We start from the raw sequence: 18,300 nt of genomic DNA, 5'->3' as shown, positions 1-18,300 counted from the left end.
GTATAAAGTTTGCACTCATTTGCAAAGCAGATATTAATAATTTCGCCTATAATTCAGATATTTTTAAATATGCATTTGATAGCTCATTCCAATTTGTGATCCCAGATTCATTATGGTAGGAAATTGAATTAAGTTGTTGACTAGTTAACAATTCATTGTTTGATAGGAAATATAAAATCTTTTCAGCCTCATGACCTCTTTCCAGTGGAATGAATGCACTTGTTAATCCGCTAGGAGTCCATGTCCCAACGTATGAAGCCACTACAGATCCATGTTGAATTGCTGCCAAAAATGATCCACGTCGTTCTGAAATACCATCTGGATAAGGAAGAAAACAAATTTTAGCTTCACCAAGCATGGTATGAACCAAGTCAAGATCTGCATTTAAAGTAGTGATGTTCATAACTTGAGGATAAATAGCCTGAAGCGATTTTATATAATTTTCATAGCCTTTTGGAATTTGCCCAACTAACTTAATACTTAGATTTTTGTTTACTATTTTGCTCGAGCATATAACTCTAAGGAAATCTTCGATACCTTTATTGGGACGAATATGACCAAAGTATAGAATATCTATCGATCTATCTGAAATTTGTTTTATTTCTTTTGGGTTAGGAATATTGGAAAGAATCGGTAATACATTTGCTTTTGATAATATGCCTGGAACATGTTTAGCTAAGTTATTCAACTCAAAGTTTGTAGTAAATATAAGCTGTGACGATTTAGAAAGAATGTTCCTGATAAAAAAACGACTTTTCCATGAAAGACTTGAATATTCATGCAATACAGTAATGAATTTTATTTTTTTTATAAATACATAGTAAATTAAAAGCATATGAGGGACAAGTGACCACCCATAACCCTCGGCTGGATATTGCATAAATATTACGTCTGGCTTTCTTTGATCAATCGATTTAAGTATGAATGATAGTTTTCTAAATCTCCAAGATTCTGCGACATAAGGTGACCATAATTTACCTATTTCAGTGTCTAGTAAGTTTTTTGTATAATCACCAACACCACAAACTTTGGGGGGCAATACCCCAGTTATAATTAATATGTTTTTCATCTCACTGCTGTCCCATAGTTTAGTTGAATAAATAAAAGGCTCTGAGATCAGAATCAAAGCGGTTTAGTTTTTCGACAACCTGCTAAAATAAAACACTCCTATATGGGCTAAACAATTCTGGGAACACTGAAAGATTGGAATCGTAGGATGCATACGATATTACTAATATGTAAATTAGAAAAACTCTCTTCTCATATAAACGCAATTTACTGTACACACGAGAAGCTAATAGAACTTCCATAAATAGAAAATACACTGACAAAACCTGTATAACCATAGCACCAATAAAAAGTGTATAAATCATAATTCCAATTACATATATGTTGAGTGAAATATCATCTAACGAATTTGAATTGCGAGCTAATCCTCTTGTGAAAAAGAATAAATAAATTATTTTTTTTATCATGGATAATAATGATTGCATCTGTGGATTTACATTTTCTGGAGAGTATAATTTATAGTTTTCACCTGAATAGTTCGCTATAGTTTTCACAAGCCCAATATCAGGACCTCCAACGGTAATCATTAATAATTTTTCCAAGATAAGGTCAATTAAACCAATATAGTTGATAAAATATGCAGCACCAATTAAAGCAATTATAACCTTTACAGAAAAACGTTTCTTTGGCACAATTAATTTAGTTATTCCTATTATAGACGTTTTATGCTGGGCAAAAGCGAACATCATAATGATATAAGATTTGATCTTATTTTTATATTGTATTGAATAAATAAGAAATAAGAATACGAATGTAATCGCTATCGACCTTCTTATACTTCCCATAAAATGGATTGGTAAATAGTTTCCCAAGAAAATCAATTGACCAAGATGCGGATTATTCGATTTTTTATAAATGATATAGTTCACCAAAACGGTGGATAAAACTGTAGTTACTATTAAAAATATTGTGTAATTCCCGTTTATATTTGCAATAACAAAGTTAAGCAAATAAAATCCTATATCAAAATGATTATCATATGAACTTCCTGACCCATTTTTTATTCCTACAAAATATTCGTAGTACGAATTCCAATCTGTACCTATTTCCCATCGGAATGCTATTATAGCACTCATAAAAAATGTCGATGCTGAAAACAGTATAAATTTAAGAGCCTTATCTTGGCATAGACTGCTAACAAACGCAGAGACAGCAACAAATACAAATAGTAATATATATACTATATCATGCATATCAACCAACTATTATATATAATACAATCAACTATCATTGTTATCAATTCGACAAGGTAACATCAAGAAACTATAATAGATTGCTATAATTTATTCATATTCTGATAAACATTATGAAGTTGTGCCTCTGCTCGAGAATACGGGCGCATTAAACGCAACAACAAAAGAAAGTTTTCTAAACCAATGATTTTTCTAATTACTCTCATCATTCTATTAATTATAATCAATTTATCGCTTAGATTCGGATAATTATATTTATTAGATCGATCAGATTTCTTAACCACGGCCCTGTTTAATAAAAGTTTATGTTTAACAAGCTGACTATGAAAACTATGATTATCAGTGCTAAATGGGTTGCCGACATTGTGCCCAGACTCAACAGCTGAACGATATAAGCGACGATGAAAAGAAATTATTAGGCTGCCATCTTGAAATGATTCGTAGCCATAGGTCATGCCTAAAAACTTGAGGACTGTTTCCTTTTGTGCTTGGATAGATGCCACATATATATCAATTAACGACTGAAGATCATTATATATACTTAAGCCACTGATGTTATACTGAACTGCCTCGCCTTTACATAACAAAGTGTAGTCAAAACCAGAGAAATGCACAAATATAATTGGTTCCTGCTTACACTCATTATTAAGTAACAATGATTCATTTGGATCTAGTCGACGTCGTACAACTAGACTATCCTCTTCTGTAATCAATACTTCCCTCTCATGAAAATTCCAAGGAGCAATGTTTGTGCCAGAATGCCTTAGCACACAAACATCTTCGCTAGGGAAGAGTCCTGGAATAAAATCAGCCCATTTTTGGTCAGTAAATAAAGCGTCATGGCTGTCAATGAAACACTGATCAAGAAGCCGCTGCCTCCACCATCTAATAAATGTAAATCCAGTATTAGATCGACAAACCCCTATAAAGCCGAGGTTGTAAATACCAGTGGCCATAATCCCTCTATCAGACCGTTTGCCCTCAAGCGAGGATGGGAATAAAATGTGTGGGGTCAGCACGATTGAGGCATATTGCAGACAATCAAAAACGGGAGTCAGTGAAGAAAAAACTAAAATATCTGGATCTAGATAAATAATTTGATCAACATCTGTTTGGTTAAAAAGGTACTCAAAACAGAACGGTTTAATAGCAGTACAGTATTCAGTAAGGTTGTATTTAAAAGCCATCTCCTGTAACTTTTCAGGAGCAACAAAGTGCTGCATTACTACATTTACATCAATAGCATCAGCACTGAACAGTGCACGATTATCACTAGGAATACCATCAGCAATAAATGCATAGAATGTTATGTCATCGTTGTATTTGATAATAGATTGCCGCAACACCTGTGCAAGACCATAATAATTACGAGCAACTATAGTAAATATAATTTTTTTAATAACCATAGCTGGATTCAACCTTCTATTTGATGCCAAGCAGCTGGATAAATTGTTTGATTTGGAGAATCTGTGTTAATAAATTTTGTTGGACAAATTACTACTTTATTTGGCTGCTGATTTAACCATGCTGCCCACCAACTGAAAGTACTATTTGCAATAATATTGGCACGACAGTGAGACATAAGTAAGATATCTTTCCACGAATCAGTCTTGCTGTTACCGCTAACATAAACGGCATCCCTTAATCCAAGATTTTGCTTACACCAGTCAATATCGTCAGAGAAGACATAAAATTTAATCTCTAAACTTCTATGCTTACAATAAGTAATGGCCCAACCTATTGCATTCCTGTAATATTCAAGAGTAGCAATACCTCCAAAAAGATTCGAGTTTATCCCCTTCAAATAGTCCCCGCGACGCACGTGAATAGAAACACCGTAAACGGCATCAATTTGCTGAAGGATAGCATCGTTTACATCATCGAGTGGCGGGAATGAGAAAGCAGTACGCACAGCAGCTTCAGAAGGGTGAAAATAACGGGAGTCGTGCCATCCACCATAAAGTATACGTATTCCAAACCAAGGCTTTAGTAGTGAAGGATCGAATTCATAATTGTACGCTTCATCTATGACTTTTATACGGAAGAGTGAAAGTACAAAATCGGCCGTTCGCTTAGAGTAGAATCGGCGGGATATTCCAAGACGGAATACAACTCGTACAAATTGCAAATACCAAGGCAGTCCTTCTTTAAGACCGAATATACGATCAAGCTCGTATCCGTTGTGTTGCTTAAACGCGTAAAAAGCATAAGCACGCTGCATTAGTTGTCGCCTGTTAATGAAAAAAGCGTATTGAGAAAGCTGATTGCCCAATCCGTAGGATAATACGTGAATGTCCATTTAGTAAACTCTGCACAGAATCCTTAGAGATGAGTATTATATATATGATAAAACAATAAATTCAATATAAAGTGCTAATATAGTTAAGTTATGTTGTTACGATGTTGATGAAAAAAAGGTATGCAAATCGTTCAAAATATGTAATTTAAAACTACTTAATTCAGAAATGAGCAGTTATAAATGCCAATATCATAAACCGACATTAATTACCATTCGCATTATATTCACGTTTAATAAACTTCTTAGCTATAAGCGTAATTAGGACATTTAACGCTGCTAATAATTTGACAAGTAAATATGCATTTATTGTAAATAAATATGAAGTGTTTTGCCATAGTTTTGGCGCTATGACATCAATATTATAGCATTCCTTTATTATTCTATACGTGTAATCAGAATAATATTTAAATTCATCATTATTGAAATCTAGTGCTTTATTCAATAAGTTATAAATAGAGGGGTAATTATTACTTTTATCGTATATCTCTCCAATGTTTTTATAATTATCATGGAGAAAGCCAGCTGCATGATCAGACATTTGGTATGCAATAGCAACTATGCAAATTTTACTCATCTGAGCAGCATCAAGAATGGTTGTACCCATACCCACAAAAACGTCAGATTTCAAAATATATTCATTCAACTTACTATAAGGGACTTGGTCTATAACACTAATTTTTTCTGCAACCACTGGCTGCATGTCACGGATTGCCCTAAGCACAGAATCCTTTCCCTCCCCATAACCAATGATTGTTAATGATATGTTATTGTTAACGGTATAGAGTTTTTCAAATGATTTTATCAACCCGATAACATAACCCTTAAAAGGGAATTCGAATCGTGAAACAGTTAATATATTAAATATTTTATTTCTATTTGCAATTATATTTTCACAGTTCACTGATATGGGAAGCCTGAGTACTGTTAGATCATACTCTTCAGGTATCAGTCCGTAATAATTCACACATTTTTCAATGCAAGTTTCATCCATAAAAACTATAACATTTTTTTTCAACAAATAGTCTATCAATCCTTTCCCAATAAAAGCAATTTTCTTACTAACCATATAAGTGGAATACGGATGTACAATGTAGATAGTGTGTCTAAATTTACAACTATATTTTGATTCTGTTAACATAGAAAAACATTCAAAAAACTCTGGCATAAAATGAGTTATTATCAAACAATTGTCTTTTGAATTAAATGTCAATTTGTTAGATTTGCACGAATAAAATTCTCTTTTATTGTGATTATAAACATAATGTTCTATATTAATTTTTTTTATATCTTCTAGCAATGTCATGCTTGTTATTTCGTCTAATGTAAGAAGTATTGATCTGTAATTATTTTGTCTATACCAATTTAATAGACGAATGGTCAGGGTTTCTGTCCCTCCCATATTCATACATTTACAAAATATTATTACCGTATCTCTCATGTGTTTACGACCAATATACCGTCAAATTGCTGATATGTGCCTTCGTCCATTTATGAACTTTGGTATTAAATATATCATGGTAATCCAGTACACAACATAATTGATAAAATACCCTACAGTTGCACCTTTTAGCCCAACATATTTCGTAAAAACAAAAGTAAACCCAATAAATGTAGTGCCGAATAGAATCTCAGTAAAAATAAAGGTTCTCACCAAAGCCCGGCCTAACATTACATAAGCCAGCAACCAACTGCAAATTTTAACAACATCCCCGGAAAGTTGCCATGCAAACAACTCAGTCATTGGATAAAAGTCTTTTGTAAACAATATTTCAACTATCCAGTCTCGTAATAAATAAATAATACTAGCCCCACTTACAGTAAGAGGAAGAATAAGTTTATATCCTCGCAGGATTTCTTTCTTTATCTCTGTAATATCTCTGATCTCAGACAGCTTCGGGAGATAATAAACACTAAGAGTTGTTGTTATAAGCATCAAATAAATATCGCTAATTTTTGTTACTGCCTGCCAGTGGCCTGCACTTGTCCAACCGAATTTTGTTGCCAGATGATCCCGAACGATGATTTGGCTCGTTGGGCCAACAGCAGCAGTGGTAAGCGCCATGAGCATGAATTTGCCCAAGTTACGTGCTGCTATCAGGTCTATAGGACCGATGATATGGGCAACACGAAACCAAGCCGCTCGTTGGCACATTGCAAACGTGACTATAAAAACAATTGACTGATTGATGGCTAAGGCAACCAGCGCGCCATACAATCCCCAAACTTTGGCCAAGATGCCAGTTACTATCAACGATACCAAGCTTCCAGTAATATTTACCGTTACATAACGGCGAATATCTTTCTTACCGTTCAAAATAGCTAAAAGAAGCCCATTAAAAACCATAAGAATCAGCGTAGCAGCCAGCCAGAGGAATACACCTGCGTAGGCTTCATCCTTAAGAAACATTCGGGCTAGTGAACGGTGAAAAAGTGCAATGCCGAGTGAGGCAAACAATGAACCGCAGAAAACTATAGTTCCTGCAGTGCGCCATACTGTGTGCTGCTGCTCCTCATCATCAAAATATTCGGCAGTATACTTGGTTACACCGGTAGTTATTCCAGCACTGGCGAAGGAGGTTAACATGCCCATAGCATTCTGGAATTGACCGATAACTGCATAACCTGCAGGCCCCACATATAATGCAAGAACCTTGTTCAGGCCAATAGAAGTAAACAATCTAATTACAACAGCAATACCATTGAGCAGACTTGTTTTGATGAGATTCAAGGTATTAAAATCCGATTCATTGTTTTTATAACAAATTCCGCTTGTGCTTTTGACATCGACGGTCCCATTGGAAGGCTAAGCACCTCAACATGAATGTTTTCCGAAATTGGAAATGTTCCTTCAGAGAAACCAAGCTCTGAATACGCTGGCTGAAGATGCGGAGGGATCGGATAGTGAATCATCGTGCCGATTCCTGCTTCGTTTAACTGTCTTTGCAAAACATCCCTATTTTTGCACCTTAATACAAAGAGGTGCCAGACAGGATCCGCCCATTCAGGAACATGTGGCAAAACAAGATGCTCATTCGATTTCAAACCATCCAGATAACTAGCAGCAATCTGCTTACGCCTTTCATTCCATTCGTCCAGTTTTGTCAACTTCACTCTCAAAAATGCTGCCTGCAGTTCATCAAGTCGTGAATTATAACCTTTGATCTCATTATGATATTTTATTTGTGAACCATAGTTGCGCAACACCCGTATTTTTTTTGCTAATTGATCATCATTTGTGGTGATCGCGCCGCCATCACCAAAGGCGCCCATGTTTTTCCCGGGGTAGAAACTGAACCCGGCTGCGTCACCCAATGAACCGGCGCGTCGACCCTTGTAGCGTGCGCCATGTGATTGTGCAACATCTTCTACAACCTTAAGGCCGTACCGAGCAGCAATCGCATTTATCGGATCCATATCGGCGGTTTGGCCGTAAAGGTGGACCGGAAGTATCGCCTTGGTGTTTTTAGTTATTGCTACTTCAATCAAGACCGGGTTGAGATTATATGTAATTACATCTGGTTCAACTGGTACCGGAGTGGCGCCCGTATATGAGACGGCAAGCCATGTTGCAATATAGGTGTTGGATGGAACAATGACTTCATCGCCTGGTCCGATATCCATGGCCCGCAGAATAAGATGTAGGGCTTCAAGGCCATTCCCCACACCGATACAGTGCTTAACCTGACAGTACTCTGCAAACTCTGCCTCGAACGCTTCAACCTCTTTGCCTAGTATGTACCACCCCGATTCCATGACACGCCGATAGGCATCGTCCAGCTCTGCTTGCAGTTCAAGATAGGGGGATTTTAGATCGAGGAAGGGAATAATCATTTCTTCACCAAGGCAATAAACTGGTCATAATCCCTAATGTAATCTTCAGGTTTGTAGACATCCGAAGCAAGCACCATCAGAACTGCATCTGGAGAATATTTGTACTGTACGCCCCAGACCAGAGGAGGGATATGCAAAGCCGCGCCTGGCGTATTGAGGATATATTCTTCGCGACAGTTACCGTCATCAACCATGACCGAACAGGCCCCCTTGACACAAACCAGGAACTGGTGCAGTTCCTTGTGTGCATGCTCGCCGCGCACTTCACGACTCTGCACGTCAAAGACAAGAAAATAGCGTTTAGGGATAAAAGGGAGATATTGACCGAATTCTGCAAAGGAGAGACTGCCCCGCAGGTCAGGGATGATAGGCAAACGGACAAACTGCACGCCCGGAATTGCCGACTGACCAACAGTTCCTATATTCTCACCTACTTCAATCTCGGAATGCTTTTGCTGAGCAGGAATCGTCGAAACATAACCGGTTATTCGTGCTGGGTTCCCCACCACGATGGCATTTGGCGGGACGCTTTTCGTAACCACAGCACCCGCGCCAACCATGGCATTCCTGCCAATTGTGCTACCGGCAAGGATAGTGGCATTGGCACCTATAGAAGCGCCCTTTTGAATGACTGTTTTGGCAAACTCTTTAGGGTGTTGCTTGCTCCTTGGAAACAGATCGTTGGTAAACGTGACATTGGGGCCAATGAACACGTCATCCTCAACACGCAACCCATCCCAGATCTGCACACCACACTTGATCGTGACCCGATCACCGATAACTACGGCATTTTCAATGAAACAATGTGAACAGATATTACAATCTGAACCAATCACAGCACCCGGCAACACCACTACATACTGCCAGATACTGGTGCCCTGGCCGATCTGCTTTGCCTGCACGTCGGAAAGTGGATGGATTTTCAAAAGACACTCCCACAAAGTATTATTGTCAGTTCTCATTATGCTGTCATGAGGGAAATGAGGAGGAAATGGGAGGAAATGAGGGGGGGAAACGAGGGACTCTCTCCATTTTTTCCGACAATAAAGAGGGAGATGAGGAGATGAGGGACACTCCCCATATTTCTCATTGCCACATGTCCGCTTTTGCTACGTGCTACGTCATATAGAAACGGGCAGCACGCGGAAAAACGTACCCTCAATCCACACCTGTTATCCTTCCTTCACCCAACACACCCCATGATGCGCCTCGGCGTCGCACCGGTGGGCGGAAAGATCAGCTGCAACGGCGCTGATCTTCTTGTTCAGAGTCTCGATCTTCAGGTCAACAAGATCAAAACGATCATCAGTCTGGGGGAAATGAGGGGAAATGAGGAGGGGAAATGAGGGACACTCCCCATATTTCCCGGCAAAAAAAGCTCCCACTTCGCCCTTCACTCGGAAAATAACAGCATCATCTTACTTGCCGGTTTTCAGAAAATCTTCAGGATCTATTTCAGCCTGTTTCAGTATCGCCCTAAGAGTCCCTTCAGGCATGTCGCCGGCGTGGTTCGGAATCGTCGTATACTTGTCTTTATCAGGGTTGTACCAAATCTCGTGACTCCCTGCCGCCTGTCGATCGAAAACGAATCCGAAGGCCTTGAGACGTTTGATAATCTCACGATAACGAAATCCCGACAGGCGCCCCATATCAGTTTCCGACTACCAAATCCAGATCAAAACTCTTTCTGATGGGTTTCAGCTTTATGGTTTTTTTTCGTTCCGTCTGCGCTTCAATCAAGCGTCGTGCCACGTCACGAGCAATTTCCAATGTTTCACTGACGGTACGACCTTGGACAACGAGTCCCTGAATGTCATCTGACGTCGCTAGATACACCCCTTCAGGCAATTTCTCGATATGAATCTGAATCATGCGTTCCATGATACTTGACCTTTCCGGTGCCCCTTCGTAACGGTTCTGGATCCATTTCAGAGAACTGGCAGCTGCGGAGCCCCCCCCTACCCTTCCTTCACCCGATACACTCCATGATGCGCCTCGGTGTGTCGGCCCTGTGGGCGGAAAGGTAGGCCGCAACGGCGTCGATCCCAGATGATGTTGGTGATGTCAGCTACCAGCAGCTCGCGGTCAAACATAAATAGCATCCTGTTCAATCCGCTTTTTGAGCATGCTGTTCATATGAGGACGCAGTCGTACCACATCGACCTTTCCTCCGAACTCCTCTTCAACCGCTTGTTTGATGCCGATCAGATTGTATAAGTCTGGTTTCTCAAGTTCTACGACAAGATCAATATCACTTTCATCAGTGGCCGTACCGCGGGCAAATGAGCCAAAGACACCTAGTTTCTGTATGGTAAATTCCTGGCGAAAATCTGTTTTCTTGCTCTGCAAAAAAGCTAAAAGTTCTTCTTTTGTCGGTCTCATAACATCTCCGCAACCTTTGATCAATTAGGAGAATGAGAGGCACTTCCACTCTTTCCCTATTACCCTTCCTTCACCCGATACACCCCATGATGCGCCTCGGTGTCGGCGCGGTGGGCGGCAAGGTCGGTAGCAACAGCATCGAGCTTGACCTCCAATCGGTCCATCCGTCCTTCCAATCGGTCCATCCGCCCTTCCAGGCGGTCGGCCTTTTCGTTCAGCATCTGATGTCCCTCAACGACGATGTCGAGTTTGTGCTGAAAACTCTCATTCAGTATGCCGATCTGATGCTTAAACAGCTCCTCTATCTTTTTCAGGTCAATTTCGTCAAGTGCCATTTATCATCTCCATTGTGCCAGATGCCGGTTTAAAGCCCGGGAATTACCCTTACTTCACCCGATACACCCCGTGATGGACCGCAGTGTCGGCCCGGTGGACGCAAAGATCGGCAAATACAACATCTACTTTGACATCCGACGTATCAACCTTGGTGTCAAGACGATCCATCCGGGTTCCCAGTCGGTCTACCTTCTCCACAATCATCTGCTGTCCTTCAACCACCAGATCGAGCTTGCTCTGACAATCTTCAGAAAAGAACACCAATGTGATGCTTGAACTGTTCCTCAATCCTTCTGACCGAATCGTTATCCATGATGCAATATTCTCTTCCAACTGCTCTTGAGCAATTTAATCAACCAACTAACCCCATTGACTTACGAATATGTTGCAGGAAGATATCTACATCATTCAGGCTGTTCATTATCGCGCCACAAATTACTTCCTGATCAATCTTTTCATAGTCATGGGCGAGAAAGTTACGGAAACCGGCAATACTCGCAAAACGATAAGCGAAGTCCTCATCAAGTACCTTGCTCTCACCGAGGATATCGAACGATTCCGCATAAGACTGAGGGAGTCGTAACCCTTTATGCTTTATTACCAACTCTGCCAGCACGATGCAACCATCAGAAAGCAGATAGAGATAGTGGAGCAATGCACCGCGATATATCGGATCAACAGCAAATTTGCGACTGCAATCATCCTTGATTGCGCGAATTATAGAAAGATGTTCGTTGATTCTTCCTATCTTCTGCCGTATGCGCTCCACTAAACCCCCATGGCGTATCGACGCTGAAATTTGAAATCCGTGCACCTATGGAGAACCTTGAGCTCAAAGTCGTCTCGGGCATCATGGTCGGTCACGTAGAGAAGTTTCCCATTCCGGAGAATCTCATCATTCAAGATAAGATTGCCTGAAAGCCCCATCATCATCAAATCGATATCGTTTCTGTTCAGTTTTCGGCACAGGTCTGCGTATAGATGAAATTTCAGTGTTGCTCCACTCACTTTATCCGTGTTGCGCGGCAACACTGCAATATCAATATCGCTTAAAGAGGATGTCAGCCCACTGGCAGTCGAACCGAAAAGATAGGCGGCGACAATCTCGTCATGGTATTTTGCGAAAATCGGTGCAAGCTCAGTCTTCAACTGTTCCATATCGCAATCCATCAAGTTGACCGGCGGGAATCCTTGCTCACATTTTCCACATACCACTGATACGTCCGCCCTATCCTTCTGACCGAATCGTTATCCAAAATTACTACTGTCCGGTAAACTTTGATTGTACAGCTGTAACTTGTTGAACTTTATTGCTCTTTGGCACAATTGTTCTTTTTTCGACATGAATTCGTTCTGGGTGTAGCCTTCCTCCCTTTACAGGAGGGGAGCAATGCACACCGGTCCGACCGTTTTCAAACAACTTCTGCAGTTTCTGCCCCGGTACGAATTCAATCTCTGCGTTCGCCGACACCGTGGCGAGTATCGGGAGAAGAAGTTCTCGACCTATGACCAGTTCCTCTGCCTGGCTTATGCCCAGATGGCTGGCCGTGAGAGCTTGCGGGATATCGAGACCTGCCTGAACTCCCACCAGGAGAAGCTGTACCACATCGGCTTTCGTGGTGATGTCTCCCGCACGACCCTTGCCGACGCGAACGAGCGCAGGGACTGGCGTATCTTCCAAGACTTCGGTCATGTACTGATCGGCATAGCTCAGCAGCTGTACCAGGCTGATGCCATCGCCGTTGAGCTTACGCAACCGCTCTACGCCTTTGACTCGACCACTATCGACCTGTGCCTTACGCTGTTCCCATGGGCCGAGTTCCGCAAAACCAAGGCGGCGGTCAAGATGCATACGCTCATTGATCTGCGTGGTCCCATTCCAACCTGGGTCACTATTACCACTGGCAAGGTCCACGATGTCAGGATGCTGGACCATCTGCCGGTTGCAAAGGATGCCATTTACACGATGGACAGAGGGTATGTCGATTTTGCCCGGCTCCACTCCATCCACAAGCAGGGAGCATTCTTCGTAGTTCGGGCAAAGGACAACCTGAAATGCCAGCGGTTATATTCCCATCCGAAGGACAAGGAATCAGGTGTACGGGCAGACCAGATTATCACCCTGGTGACGCAGAAGTCGAAAAAGGGGTATCCGGAGAAACTGCGCCGGGTCAGCTATGTTGACAAAGAACGGAACAAGCGACTCGTATTTCTCACGAACAACTTCGAGATTCCGGCAGCGACGGTGGCTGCGATTTACAAGCAGCGCTGGCAGGTGGAGCTGTTTTTCAAATGGATCAAACAGCACCTGCGGATCAAGTCGTTCATCGGAACGTCAGTCAATGCCGTGAAGAGCCAGATATGGGTTGCCTTGTGCATCTATCTGCTGGTGGCGATCACGAAAAAGAAGTTGGGGGTTCCGTGTTCGCTCTACACTTTTCTACAGATTCTGGAGGTCAACTTGTTCGAGAAAAAGCCCATTTCATCGCTGGTTGCGGAGGCTCTCAAGCGAAATGCTGATTATCCTGAGCGCAACCAACTGAACTTATTCAACTATTAACCGGACAGTAGTGATCCAAAATAGGAAATTCTCTCATTCTCGCAAAAGCGTTTACGCTTTATCACTCACTTCCTGCACAGGCGACATGAGGAACTCCGTCACAAACCGGTACTGTTCATTTCTGACAAGTTCTAAAATCCGGCCCATGTCGATATTCATGTAGTCATGGACTAGCCGGTTACGCAATCCTATGGTGGCATTCCACGCAGCAAGGGAGCTGACCTTGATCACCCCCAGGTCAGCCAGGGCATGAAAGCTGTCATATGCCGATACAGGCACCTGCTTTCCGCTTGCCTTGAGCAACTGCTTTGCCTTGCCGATGGCATTCTCTACAAGCACCTGTATGGCATGGAGTACACCGTTCTCTTCAAGACGTGACAGGGGCCTTTCAGAAAGCAAAATAGCACGGGCCTCATCCAGCAGCGCCGTTTGTTCCTGGGCGATATATGCCGTTTCAGCCTGGTACAGGTCAAGCCGCATAGGTCTGCTCCCAGTAGTAATCTTCAAGATCGCGCCAGGTTCGTCGGAGAAAATGCTGCCAGGGAAGTCCGTCTTCCCCTTTAAGAGGGATCCCCTCTTCTGCGACCACAGCGCGCATGGCCAAGCGGGCCGAGGGGAGGTCGATCAGGTCGACGGTGTCTTCTGTTATACCAAGGATGGACGCCAGCCGCCTTCGGAGGCTTTCGGTTCGCCCCAGGTGCCCAAGAAGGGAAACATCCCGATCCCACTGAATAGCGATGTCCCAGTCGCTTTCCAAGCCTCGGCGGCCCGTTGCCCCACTCCCGATCAGTACTGCCAGTTCTAGCAGCGGTTCATCCTCGAGCGCCGCCCTCAAGGTATCTACGACAGATGCAGAAAGATCGGATCGCAACGTTCGACTTCCTCACTTTGCGTAATTTTCCACATACCACTGATACGTGCGCCGAATCCCCTCTTCAAGCTCCACCCTGTGCCGCCATCCTAGACCGTGCATCCGTGAGATGTCTTGAAGCTTGCGGGGAGTTCCATCGGGTTTTGATGCATCGAATACCAGGTCGCCGGAAAACCCGACTACATTACGGACTGTTTCTGCCAGTTCACGGATGGTGACATCATGCCCCGTGCCGAGATTCACGAAACACGGCTTGGGGTAGCTCAACAGCTCCGAAGCAAGCTGATCATCCGTTAAATCCATGACATGAAGACACCCCTCCGCCATGTCATCAACATAGAGCAGCTCCCGGCGAGGTGTGCCGCTTCCCCAGACAACAACCGATGAAGCGTTCTGCCTCTTGGCTTCGTGGAACCGCCGGATCAGCGCGGGGAGGACATGGCTGTTCTCGGGGTGGAAGTTGTCGCCGGGACCATAGAGATTGGTAGGCATGACTGCTACAAATTTGGTGCCATATTGTCGGTTGTAGGATTCGCACATCTTGATGCCGGCAATTTTCGCTATGGCGTAGGGCTCGTTGGTGGGTTCCAGGGGACCGGTCAGGAGATGCTCCTCTTGCATGGGCTGCGGTGCGTGCTTCGGATAGATGCAGGATGAGCCGAGGAAGAGGAGCCGTTTGACGCCGTTCAGCCAGGCGTGGTGAATGACGTTGTTCTGAATCATCAGGTTGGTGTAGATGAAGTCGGCAGGATAGGTGTTATTGGCATGGATGCCGCCGACCTTGGCAGCAGCAAGGAATACGTAGTCGGGTTTTTGACTTGCAAAGAAGTCCGCCACGGCCTGCTGATGGGCCAGGTCAAGTTCCCTCTTCTCGGGAAGCAAGAGATTGACATACCCACGGGACCGCAATTGCCTGACAAGTGCGGAACCCACGAGCCCATGGGACCCGGCAACGAAGATTCGCGAATCCTTATTCATGGTGGTCAAACGCCTTGTAGCCGTGTTTCTTTACCAACTCATCACGTTCGGCGGCTCTCAGGTCCTCGCGCACCATCTCGGACACCAGTTCCCTGAAACTGATTTTTGGAGCCCACCCCAGTTTCTCCCTGGCCTTGGCCGCGTCGCCCAGGAGGGTCTCCACCTCGGTGGGGCGGAAATAGCGCGGATCGACCTTGACCATGACCTTGCCGGAGTGATCGGTTCCGGTCTCATTGACTCCCGCCCCTTGCCACGCTATCTTCATCCCCAACTCTTCGGCAGCGGCGTTGACAAAGTCACGGACGCTGTACTGGATACCGGTGGCAATGACCCAGTCTTCAGGCTCATCCTGCTGCATCAGGAGCCACTGCATTTCAACATAATCCCGGGCATGCCCCCAGTCGCGCTTTGCGTCAAGGTTGCCCAGATAGAGGCACTCCTGCAATCCCAGCTTGATGCGAGCCAAGGCGCGGGTAATCTTGCGGGTGACGAAGGTCTCCCCCCTCACCGGTGATTCGTGATTGAACAGGATGCCGTTGCAGCCATAGATACCGTATGATTCGCGGTAGTTGACGGTGATCCAGTAGGCGTAGAGCTTGGCAACGGCATAGGGAGAGCGGGGGTAGAAGGGGGTCGTCTCTTTCTGGGGGATTTCCTGAACCAGACCGTACAGTTCGGACGTTGATGCCTGGTAAAAGCGGGTCTTCTTTTCCAGGCCGAGGATGCGAATCGCTTCGAGGATCCGCAGGGGGCCGATGGCATCGGCATTGGCGGTGTATTCCGGCGTTTCAAACGATACCGCCACGTGGGATTGTGCTGCCAGATTGTATATCTCGTCGGGTTGGACCGACTGGATGATTCTGATCAGGTTGGTGGAATCGGTCATGTCGCCATAGTGAAGCACGAAACGCCGCCCTGTTTCGTGGGGGTCCTGGTAGAGGTGGTCAATCCGATCCGTGTTAAACAGAGAGGCCCTGCGCTTGACGCCGTGGACCTCGTAACCTTTTTCCAGCAACAGTTCTGCGAGGTACGATCCATCCTGTCCGGTAATACCGGTAATGAGAGCTTTTTTCATTCCGTAACCAATCTCCATTGAATTTTTCATATTCAAGTCAATCGATAAACAACGCCCTCGCCTTCTCCATGGCAGCCATTGAGGGAAGCCCGTGAAGATGCTGGGGTAAGGACCCTCCAATCACCAAATTTCAAGGTAGTAACAATAGCAAACGCCGCCGGAAAATTAAAGGGGTTTATGCCTACACAATGCAATCAATGGGGATAAAAAAAAGGTTCATCCGGGAATTCCGGGGAAAGCGGCCCTGATCTTGAGAAAGAAGTATTCGTGATCCCGGAAGCCGTAGGCCATTCTTTTGATCACCTTGATCTTGTTATTGATGCCTTCGAGGATTCCGGTGTGAAGGGGCCAGAGGCAGTGATTGAGGATTCCTTGGAGATAGCCCTTTAGCCGGCGGGCAAACAGGATGAGTGGCGGTATTCCACTCTCCATCGCCCTTTGGTGCCACTGCTCCCAGAATAGTCCCGCCTCTTCAATGCAGGTAAACTTCCACAGTTGCTTCAGATCGTCTTTGAGCAGGTAGACCGTAAGGAGGCTGCGGTTTGCCTCCAACAGTTCCTGGAGGCGAAGCATGTCGTCGCCCTTGACGTTCTCGCTGTTTCGTAGCAGCAACCACCGCGATGTTTTGACTACCTTCCGTGCCTTCTTGTCTTCCTTCAGGCGGTTTGCCTCATCGACTCGCACCCTGTCGATCACTTCCCTGCCATACTTCGCCACCACATGGAACAGGTCGTAGACTATGTCTGCCTGGGGCGAGTGCTGCTTGATTTCCTCCTCATATGATGCGTTCATATCCATCACGACCGCTTTGAGCCGTTTACAGCCATGTGGGCCAAGCTGCGTGAAGAAAGGACGGATACTCTCGCGACTCCTGCCTTTGCCGATCCATAAGACTTCCTTACGGTATGGCTCGATGATAACCGTCGCATAGCGGTGCCCCTTGTGAAGGGCGAACTCATCCATCCCGAGAACTTCGATGTTTGAGAGGTCGACGGTGCCGACCCGCTCTGTGAGTGAGCGCTTGTCGATTTCCTTCACCTGGTCCCAAGAAAGCCCCAGATACTGCGCCACGTGCTTCACAGACACGACACCACACAGTCGCGCTACGCTCTCTGCAAGCCTGCGCGTCACGCGGGCGTATTTCGCCAGCCATGACAGACGCTCCAGCGTTGGCCCACACTGAGGGCACAGCAGCCTGCGGCGGTGAACGATCAGATAAGTCTGAGCATCGAGAATCGGCAAATCTCGAATTACGCGCTTGGTCGTTTCATGGACGCTTGTGCAACGCCCACCGCACGAGCCACACACCATCTCATCCTGGGACAGGGCAATCAGTTCTACCTCGATCCGTTTGGCATCACTTGTGACGATAGTGCGTGCCCCAGCAACACGATATCCTTCCCACCCTCCCGCAATTGCGATAACATCGGAATACGACAACGGCAGCCTCCTGCGATCTTTTTTGGTTGGGGAACCATCAAGATACCGCAGTGCTGCCGTTGTTGTTTATTAATCTTCCCCGGAATTCCCTGAAGAACCTAAAAAAAGCGGCAACCCTTCAAAAAGGTTTGCCGCTTCGTATGGTGATCCCAAGGGGACTTGAACCCCTGTTACCGACGTGAAAGGCCGGTGTCCTAACCGCTAGACGATGGGACCGAAACTGTATTTCGCGTGCTGCGCCGGATTATCTTCCACCCTCGCTTGCAT

General features: G+C 44.6%; 22 protein-coding genes and 1 tRNA gene. 3 read left to right on the top strand and 20 right to left on the bottom strand.

The window, feature by feature from the left end; genetic code table 11:
- Window positions 1-46: 46 nt before the first annotated feature.
- The 8 genes from GMET_RS06705 to GMET_RS19155 form a co-directional block, all read right to left on the bottom strand.
- Window positions 47-1,069 (bottom strand): hypothetical protein, encoded by a 1,023-nt coding sequence (locus GMET_RS06705; RefSeq protein WP_004514696.1) that lies wholly within the window; start codon window positions 1,067-1,069, stop codon window positions 47-49.
- A gap of 82 nt (window positions 1,070-1,151) precedes the next feature.
- Window positions 1,152-2,261 carry an EpsG family protein gene (locus GMET_RS06700; protein WP_004514697.1) on the bottom strand — a complete coding sequence of 370 codons (1,110 nt, stop codon included), beginning with the start codon at window positions 2,259-2,261 and terminating at the stop codon, window positions 1,152-1,154.
- A gap of 83 nt (window positions 2,262-2,344) precedes the next feature.
- Window positions 2,345-3,697, bottom strand: a complete 1,353-nt coding sequence (locus GMET_RS06695) for a glycosyltransferase (protein ID WP_011365809.1) — start codon at window positions 3,695-3,697, stop codon at window positions 2,345-2,347.
- Window positions 3,676-4,560 carry an alpha-1,2-fucosyltransferase gene (locus tag GMET_RS18135; protein ID WP_004514699.1) on the bottom strand — a complete coding sequence of 295 codons (885 nt, stop codon included), beginning with the start codon at window positions 4,558-4,560 and terminating at the stop codon, window positions 3,676-3,678. The genes GMET_RS06695 and GMET_RS18135 overlap by 22 nt, the downstream gene beginning before the upstream one ends.
- 202 nt (window positions 4,561-4,762) lie before the next feature.
- Complete coding sequence (locus tag GMET_RS06690) at window positions 4,763-5,626, bottom strand: glycosyltransferase (protein WP_238378986.1); 864 nt, start codon at window positions 5,624-5,626, stop codon at window positions 4,763-4,765.
- Between the two features lie 393 nt (window positions 5,627-6,019).
- Complete coding sequence (locus GMET_RS06685) at window positions 6,020-7,288, bottom strand: O-antigen translocase (protein WP_004514701.1); 1,269 nt, start codon at window positions 7,286-7,288, stop codon at window positions 6,020-6,022.
- On the bottom strand, window positions 7,285-8,391 hold the full coding sequence (locus GMET_RS06680; protein ID WP_004514702.1) for a DegT/DnrJ/EryC1/StrS family aminotransferase: 1,107 nt from the start codon (window positions 8,389-8,391) through the stop codon (window positions 7,285-7,287). Before GMET_RS06680 ends, GMET_RS06685 begins: the two co-directional genes overlap by 4 nt.
- Window positions 8,388-9,317 (bottom strand): WxcM-like domain-containing protein, encoded by a 930-nt coding sequence (locus tag GMET_RS19155; RefSeq protein WP_011365808.1) that lies wholly within the window; start codon window positions 9,315-9,317, stop codon window positions 8,388-8,390. The genes GMET_RS06680 and GMET_RS19155 overlap by 4 nt, the downstream gene beginning before the upstream one ends.
- A 273-nt stretch (window positions 9,318-9,590) precedes the next feature.
- Here GMET_RS19155 and GMET_RS18760 point away from each other — a divergent pair, with 273 nt between their 5' ends.
- On the top strand, window positions 9,591-9,737 hold the full coding sequence (locus tag GMET_RS18760) for a hypothetical protein (RefSeq protein WP_187148468.1): 147 nt from the start codon (window positions 9,591-9,593) through the stop codon (window positions 9,735-9,737).
- Window positions 9,738-9,809: 72 nt separating this feature from the next.
- Here the strand turns inward: GMET_RS18760 and GMET_RS06670 are convergent, their stop codons facing one another.
- From GMET_RS06670 to GMET_RS06655, 4 genes are all read right to left on the bottom strand, one after another.
- Window positions 9,810-10,040: a type II toxin-antitoxin system HicA family toxin gene (locus GMET_RS06670; protein WP_004514704.1), complete on the bottom strand. Its 231-nt coding sequence runs from the start codon at window positions 10,038-10,040 to the stop codon at window positions 9,810-9,812.
- Window position 10,041: 1 nt separating this feature from the next.
- The gene (locus GMET_RS06665; RefSeq protein ID WP_011365806.1) at window positions 10,042-10,272 is read right to left on the bottom strand and encodes a type II toxin-antitoxin system HicB family antitoxin; all 231 of its coding nucleotides are present in this window, start codon (window positions 10,270-10,272) and stop codon (window positions 10,042-10,044) included.
- A 204-nt stretch (window positions 10,273-10,476) separates the two neighbouring features.
- Window positions 10,477-10,773, bottom strand: coding sequence for a nucleotidyltransferase family protein (locus GMET_RS06660; RefSeq protein ID WP_004514705.1), 297 nt, complete (start codon window positions 10,771-10,773; stop codon window positions 10,477-10,479).
- A gap of 59 nt (window positions 10,774-10,832) precedes the next feature.
- On the bottom strand, window positions 10,833-11,108 hold the full coding sequence (locus tag GMET_RS06655) for a hypothetical protein (protein ID WP_004514706.1): 276 nt from the start codon (window positions 11,106-11,108) through the stop codon (window positions 10,833-10,835).
- Between the two features lie 70 nt (window positions 11,109-11,178).
- On the opposite strand from GMET_RS06655, the gene GMET_RS18755 reads away from it, so the two are divergent.
- Window positions 11,179-11,385, top strand: coding sequence for a hypothetical protein (locus GMET_RS18755; protein WP_187148467.1), 207 nt, complete (start codon window positions 11,179-11,181; stop codon window positions 11,383-11,385).
- Window positions 11,386-11,461: 76 nt separating this feature from the next.
- Here GMET_RS18755 and hepT (GMET_RS18265) read toward each other — a convergent pair whose 3' ends face one another.
- Entirely contained in the window at window positions 11,462-11,878 is a 417-nt protein-coding gene (gene hepT / locus GMET_RS18265) for a type VII toxin-antitoxin system HepT family RNase toxin (protein ID WP_011365802.1), read from the bottom strand.
- On the bottom strand, window positions 11,878-12,267 hold the full coding sequence (gene mntA / locus GMET_RS06635; RefSeq protein ID WP_004514710.1) for a type VII toxin-antitoxin system MntA family adenylyltransferase antitoxin: 390 nt from the start codon (window positions 12,265-12,267) through the stop codon (window positions 11,878-11,880). The genes hepT (GMET_RS18265) and mntA overlap by 1 nt, the downstream gene beginning before the upstream one ends.
- Window positions 12,268-12,499: 232 nt before the next feature.
- Between mntA and GMET_RS06630 the strand changes: the two genes are divergently transcribed.
- A complete protein-coding gene (locus GMET_RS06630) occupies window positions 12,500-13,669 on the top strand; it encodes an IS4-like element ISGme2 family transposase (RefSeq protein ID WP_004514806.1) in 1,170 nt (389 codons plus the stop codon).
- Window positions 13,670-13,720: 51 nt separating this feature from the next.
- Here the strand turns inward: GMET_RS06630 and hepT (GMET_RS06625) are convergent, their stop codons facing one another.
- The 6 genes from hepT (GMET_RS06625) to GMET_RS06600 all read right to left on the bottom strand — a co-directional run bounded on the left by hepT (GMET_RS06625) (window position 13,721) and on the right by GMET_RS06600 (window position 18,249).
- Window positions 13,721-14,149: a type VII toxin-antitoxin system HepT family RNase toxin gene (hepT, locus tag GMET_RS06625; protein WP_004514783.1), complete on the bottom strand. Its 429-nt coding sequence runs from the start codon at window positions 14,147-14,149 to the stop codon at window positions 13,721-13,723.
- The gene (locus GMET_RS06620; RefSeq protein WP_004514784.1) at window positions 14,139-14,540 is read right to left on the bottom strand and encodes a nucleotidyltransferase family protein; all 402 of its coding nucleotides are present in this window, start codon (window positions 14,538-14,540) and stop codon (window positions 14,139-14,141) included. The genes hepT (GMET_RS06625) and GMET_RS06620 overlap by 11 nt, the downstream gene beginning before the upstream one ends.
- Window positions 14,541-14,552: 12 nt before the next feature.
- Window positions 14,553-15,518 (bottom strand): GDP-L-fucose synthase, encoded by a 966-nt coding sequence (gene fcl / locus GMET_RS06615; RefSeq protein WP_004514785.1) that lies wholly within the window; start codon window positions 15,516-15,518, stop codon window positions 14,553-14,555.
- Entirely contained in the window at window positions 15,511-16,593 is a 1,083-nt protein-coding gene (gmd, locus tag GMET_RS06610) for a GDP-mannose 4,6-dehydratase (RefSeq protein WP_004514786.1), read from the bottom strand. The genes fcl and gmd overlap by 8 nt, the downstream gene beginning before the upstream one ends.
- A gap of 216 nt (window positions 16,594-16,809) precedes the next feature.
- Window positions 16,810-18,033 carry an ISL3-like element ISGme5 family transposase gene (locus GMET_RS06605; protein ID WP_011365652.1) on the bottom strand — a complete coding sequence of 408 codons (1,224 nt, stop codon included), beginning with the start codon at window positions 18,031-18,033 and terminating at the stop codon, window positions 16,810-16,812.
- A gap of 141 nt (window positions 18,034-18,174) precedes the next feature.
- Window positions 18,175-18,249: transfer RNA gene (locus tag GMET_RS06600), tRNA-Glu, on the bottom strand.
- Between the last annotated feature and the right edge of the window lie 51 nt (window positions 18,250-18,300).

The organism is Geobacter metallireducens GS-15 (assembly GCF_000012925.1).
GTDB classification, from domain to species: Bacteria; Desulfobacterota; Desulfuromonadia; order Geobacterales; family Geobacteraceae; genus Geobacter; species Geobacter metallireducens.
Note: the sequence above shows the minus strand (reverse complement) of the source record. Positions and strands in the feature narration are given on the sequence as shown.

What these genes read in the sequence shown, in the direction of transcription:
- GMET_RS06705 (WP_004514696.1), bottom strand. Translation starts at nt 1,069, where the DNA reads ATGAAAAACATATTAATTATAACTGGGGTATTGCCCCCCAAAGTTTGT.
- GMET_RS06700 (WP_004514697.1), bottom strand. Translation starts at nt 2,261, where the DNA reads ATGCATGATATAGTATATATATTACTATTTGTATTTGTTGCTGTCTCT.
- GMET_RS18135 (WP_004514699.1), bottom strand. Translation starts at nt 4,560, where the DNA reads ATGGACATTCACGTATTATCCTACGGATTGGGCAATCAGCTTTCTCAA.
- GMET_RS06690 (WP_238378986.1), bottom strand. Translation starts at nt 5,626, where the DNA reads ATGGTTAGTAAGAAAATTGCTTTTATTGGGAAAGGATTGATAGACTAT.
- GMET_RS06680 (WP_004514702.1), bottom strand. Translation starts at nt 8,391, where the DNA reads ATGATTATTCCCTTCCTCGATCTAAAATCCCCCTATCTTGAACTGCAA.
- GMET_RS18760 (WP_187148468.1), top strand. Translation starts at nt 9,591, where the DNA reads ATGATGCGCCTCGGCGTCGCACCGGTGGGCGGAAAGATCAGCTGCAAC.
- GMET_RS06670 (WP_004514704.1), bottom strand. Translation starts at nt 10,040, where the DNA reads ATGGGGCGCCTGTCGGGATTTCGTTATCGTGAGATTATCAAACGTCTC.
- GMET_RS06665 (WP_011365806.1), bottom strand. Translation starts at nt 10,272, where the DNA reads ATGGAACGCATGATTCAGATTCATATCGAGAAATTGCCTGAAGGGGTG.
- GMET_RS06660 (WP_004514705.1), bottom strand. Translation starts at nt 10,773, where the DNA reads ATGAGACCGACAAAAGAAGAACTTTTAGCTTTTTTGCAGAGCAAGAAA.
- GMET_RS06655 (WP_004514706.1), bottom strand. Translation starts at nt 11,108, where the DNA reads ATGGCACTTGACGAAATTGACCTGAAAAAGATAGAGGAGCTGTTTAAG.
- mntA (WP_004514710.1), bottom strand. Translation starts at nt 12,267, where the DNA reads ATGGAACAGTTGAAGACTGAGCTTGCACCGATTTTCGCAAAATACCAT.
- GMET_RS06630 (WP_004514806.1), top strand. Translation starts at nt 12,500, where the DNA reads ATGCACACCGGTCCGACCGTTTTCAAACAACTTCTGCAGTTTCTGCCC.
- hepT (WP_004514783.1), bottom strand. Translation starts at nt 14,149, where the DNA reads ATGCGGCTTGACCTGTACCAGGCTGAAACGGCATATATCGCCCAGGAA.
- fcl (WP_004514785.1), bottom strand. Translation starts at nt 15,518, where the DNA reads ATGAATAAGGATTCGCGAATCTTCGTTGCCGGGTCCCATGGGCTCGTG.
- gmd (WP_004514786.1), bottom strand. Translation starts at nt 16,593, where the DNA reads ATGAAAAAAGCTCTCATTACCGGTATTACCGGACAGGATGGATCGTAC.